The sequence below is a fragment of the Pseudomonas sp. JC1203 genome (assembly GCF_056175065.1).
The window spans coordinates 36179-39926 of the sequence record NZ_JBWCAM010000024.1; the positions used below are offsets into that span (position 1 = coordinate 36179).

Sequence of the window (3748 nt, forward strand, 5' to 3'; positions counted from 1 at the left end):
CCGGGCTTGCAACCCCGATCCGCGCCGCCGGCGGGCGGCCGCTACACCCAAATTCCCGTAGCAGCGGCCGCAGGCCGCGTCAGGGTTTAGCGGGTACCGGCGCTGCGCAGCGCGTTGGGGGTGTAGTCGGCAGGCGACATTTTCAGGTCGAACTGCACGAAGCTGCGCTCTTCGTTGCTCATGCCGGTGACAATGTAGCGGCCGCCCAGCAGGTCATACAGGCCCTCGAACGCTTCGGCCTGCACCTGGCGGTGGTAGTAAGGCATCAGCATCGCCTGGCCTACGCGCCACAGCTGGCCACGGCCGTCATACAGGTCGGACATGGCAATGTTCCAGCTGTCCTCGTCGACATAGAAGGTACGCTTGCCGTAGATGTTGCGGGCGCTGGGCTTGAGCGTGGCTTCCACCACCCACACCCGGTGCAGCTCGTAACGGGCCAGGGTCTGGTTGGTATGGCCGGCCTGCAGGATGTCGGCGTATTTCACCGTCGGCAGCGCCAGGCGGAAGTTGTTGTAGGGGATGTACATCTCCTGCTTGCCCACCAGCTTCCAGTCGTAGCGGTCGGGCGCACCGTTGAACATGTCGAAGTTGTCCGAGGTGCGCATGCCGTCCGAGGCAGTACCCGGGCCATCGTAGGCCACCTGCGGGGCGCGGCGCACACGGCGCTGGCCGGCGCTGTAGACCCAGGCTTCACGCGGTTGCTTGATCTGGTTCAGCGAGTCGTGCACAAGCAGCACATCACCGGCCAGGCGCGCCGGCGCGGTCACCTCCTGCTTGAAGTACAGCAACGCGTTCTGCGCCTCCTGCGGGTCGACGCCGGGCATCTGGTCGGGGAAACCGACCTGGTCGCGCAGCTGCACGATGTTGTACGAGCCGTTGGCCTGCGGCGCGGCCTGGGTGTAAACGCGGCTGAGGTTGCCGCCGCGGTAGCGGGTGATGTGGTTCCAGATCACCTCCAGGCCGTTCTGCGGAATCGGGAAGGCGTAGAACCGGCTCTGGTCGAAGTTTTCCAGGCCGTTGCCGTCGGCCACCAGGCTGACCTTGGCGGCGCTGATTTTCGCCGCCGCCGCCACGTTGGGCGGCACCGCGACGCTGCGGTGGGTGGTGTACACCGGGATCACGAAGGTGTCGGGGTAGCGCTTGAACAGGGCGATCTGCCCGGCAGACAGCTTGCCCTGGTACTGGTCAAGGTTCTTCGCGGTGATGGTGAACAACGGTTTTTCGCCGGCGTAGGGGTCGCCCAGGAAGCCATTGCTGTCCACCGGCGCGGCATTGGTTTTCAGGCCACCGTCGTAGGCCGGGATGCTGCCGTCCTTGTTGCCGGCCTTCTCGCCACCCAGCGGGGTCAAAGTGGTGCCCAGCTTGGCCACCTGGTCGGGGCTTACCGCCGCCATCACGTTCACTGCCACCAGGCTCAGGGCCAGGGCGGCGCATTGCATTGCCTGCTTGCCAATCATCATGAGTTCCCCACCTTAGAAGTTCACGCCGAAGCTGAGGGCGACGAAATCGCGGTCAGACACGGTGTTGTAATCGCCACCAAAGAAGTTGGTGTAGTTGAGGCTGGCGGTGTAGGTGTTCTGGTAGTCGGCATCCAGCCCCAGGCTGACGGCCTTGACCCCTTCGTTGAACACCGGGCCATAGCCGTGCACGTCATGCGACCAGGCAATGTTGGGCTTCAGGTTGATGCCGGCGATGGCGTTGGCATAGTCCCAGATGGCCCGGGCGCGGTAGCCCCACGAGGTGGTGGTGTAGAAGCCGCTGGAACCGTACTCGGCATCGGCGGCGGCGTTCTCGGGAATGCCGAATACCGCGTCGCGGCCGAAGCGGTTGCCCGCCACGTTGCCCACGCCGGAGATGTGGTCCATGCCCACCTCGCCCACCAGCGTCAGGCGTTGGGCGCCCATCACCTGGTCGAAGAAGTGGGTGAAGGTGGTCTGCACCTGGGTGACCGGCTTGCGCACGTAGCCACTGTCCACCTGGTTGGCCTGGGCCAGCGCCGCCGCTGCGCCGCCAGTAGCCGCCGCGGTGGCCACCGAGCTTGCCAGCATGGTAGTGACGTCGGTGGTGTTGAGTTGCAGCGGCATGTTCGGCCGGTAGCTGACCTCGCCGCTCCAGGCGGTGCCGGTGGGCAGCGTGGTGGCGAAGCTCAGGCCGTACAGGCGAATGTCCTCGGGGTATTCGAGGAAGTAGCTGCCGCGCCCCAGCAGAATCGGCTGCGCCAGGGCCGGGGTGGTCAAGGCACGGCGAATGTCGGCGGCACTGGCGTTCTGCACGCTCACATAGGGGGTGCGGCTGTGATAGTTCATCACGTAGGCGCCATACTCGGTGTCGTCGCCCAGCCAGCGCAGGGCCAGGCCCCACTGGCCGGAGTCGCGCGCATCGTTGTCGGAGCCACGTGGCACAATCAGGCCTTCAGGCGTCACGTTCACGCCCAGCGAGGCCAGCGCTGCCTTGGTGCCCGGCTGGTTGAGCGCGTTGACGGTGTTGGCGTCGAGAATGGTGTAGTTGTTGCGGCAACCCTTGGCGGCCACGTCGGTGGACGAGAAGAAGGTGCCGCAGTTGTCGAGGATGGTGTTGTCCCAGCCCAGTTGGTAGAACGCCTCGGCCGACAGTTTGTCGGTGATGCCCTGGGACACGTACAGCATGTTGACCGGGATCAGGCCCTCCTTGATTTCCGCACCGGGGCGGCGGAACGCCGACACGTCGATGGGGTTGATGGAGTTGATACCGCCACCAATGAAGGTACTTTCACCCCAACTCACCACTTGCTTGCCCAAGCGCACGCTGCCGGGTTTTTCGGCAAGCTGGTAGTTGTAATAAGCAAAGGCGTCAAGTAACTCGACACCGGAAGACTTGGCCGCTTCCTGGCGGTGGTCATTACTGACGTTCTTGAAGTCCTGGTTTTCGTCCTGAAGTTCGAAGTCATACCAATACTTGGCGCGGGTAAAAACGCCAAAATTATTGTATTTCAATTCCAGGTCATGGATGCCCTTGAAAATCTTGGAAAAAGTTTCACCTTTTTCGAAGTTCAAGCGACCGTCGTCGTTGGTCTGGGTGAAGCCGTGGCCGCCGTTGGCCGAACCGATCAGCGATTGCTTGGGGCTCTGGGTACTCCAACTGGCACCGATGGAGAGGGACGAATCGAATTGCCCCTCGATTTCCCCAATGTTGAAGTTCACCGCCTGGGCTTCGAAGCTGACTGCACACCCCGCCGCGATCGCCACAATGGTTGATGAAAAACCCGCGAACCTTATTTTTGTTATCATTTGGCGCTCCCTGGTGAATCCCCACATTATTTTTGCAACGCCCGCGCAAACGCTCGGCCCCTGCCTTTTTTTATTCCGTGAAGACAGCTAAAGATGCGGAAGGTAGTTCAACTGTACGCAACTGAAACAACCTGCCAACAATCTATGTGCCATCCCCGATACTGTCAAATTGACCCAAAGGCACGCAGGCCCATGGCGCCGGGCGTGGGTACGATTGTTGCTTGGGCTGTTTAAACCTTTCAGCCCCGCCAATTGCGCGGGCTGCAACCGGTATATGCGGAGGCGTTATAGGGCCCCATAAACAAAAGCCCGCGATGAGCGGGCGGTGTTATTCATGGCGCAATGTGAGCTGTATCACCAAACAACATGTGTGACACATTGTTTCGCCGAGGATGGCGTTTTGTGGGAGCTGGCTTGCCAGCGAGCGGTTGGGGCCCCCAAAAAACCCAGGGCACCCCCCGCCCCCCCACGCGGGGGTGGCG

3 protein-coding genes are annotated in these 3748 nt (G+C 62.3%); 1 reads left to right on the forward strand and 2 read right to left on the reverse strand.

Going from position 1 to position 3748, the window contains the following annotated elements:
* Positions 1-86: 86 nt before the first annotated feature.
* A complete protein-coding gene (locus AC0SZ7_RS27660) occupies positions 87-1460 on the reverse strand; it encodes a DUF1329 domain-containing protein (RefSeq protein WP_475507352.1) in 1374 nt (457 codons plus the stop codon).
* 12 nt (positions 1461-1472) lie between these two features.
* The gene (locus AC0SZ7_RS27665) at positions 1473-3179 is read right to left on the reverse strand and encodes a DUF1302 domain-containing protein (RefSeq protein WP_475507353.1); all 1707 of its coding nucleotides are present in this window, start codon (positions 3177-3179) and stop codon (positions 1473-1475) included.
* Between AC0SZ7_RS27665 and AC0SZ7_RS27670 the strand changes: the two genes are divergently transcribed.
* Entirely contained in the window at positions 3166-3357 is a 192-nt protein-coding gene (locus AC0SZ7_RS27670) for a hypothetical protein (RefSeq protein ID WP_475507354.1), read from the forward strand. The two genes, AC0SZ7_RS27665 and AC0SZ7_RS27670, sit on opposite strands and share 14 nt — an antisense overlap.
* Positions 3358-3748 lie beyond the last annotated feature (391 nt).

Excerpts from the sequence above, each read along its gene's own strand:
- AC0SZ7_RS27670 (WP_475507354.1), top strand. The coding sequence starts at position 3,166 with ATGTTGAAGTTCACCGCCTGGGCTTCGAAGCTGACTGCACACCCCGCC.
- AC0SZ7_RS27660 (WP_475507352.1), bottom strand. The coding sequence starts at position 1,460 with ATGATGATTGGCAAGCAGGCAATGCAATGCGCCGCCCTGGCCCTGAGC.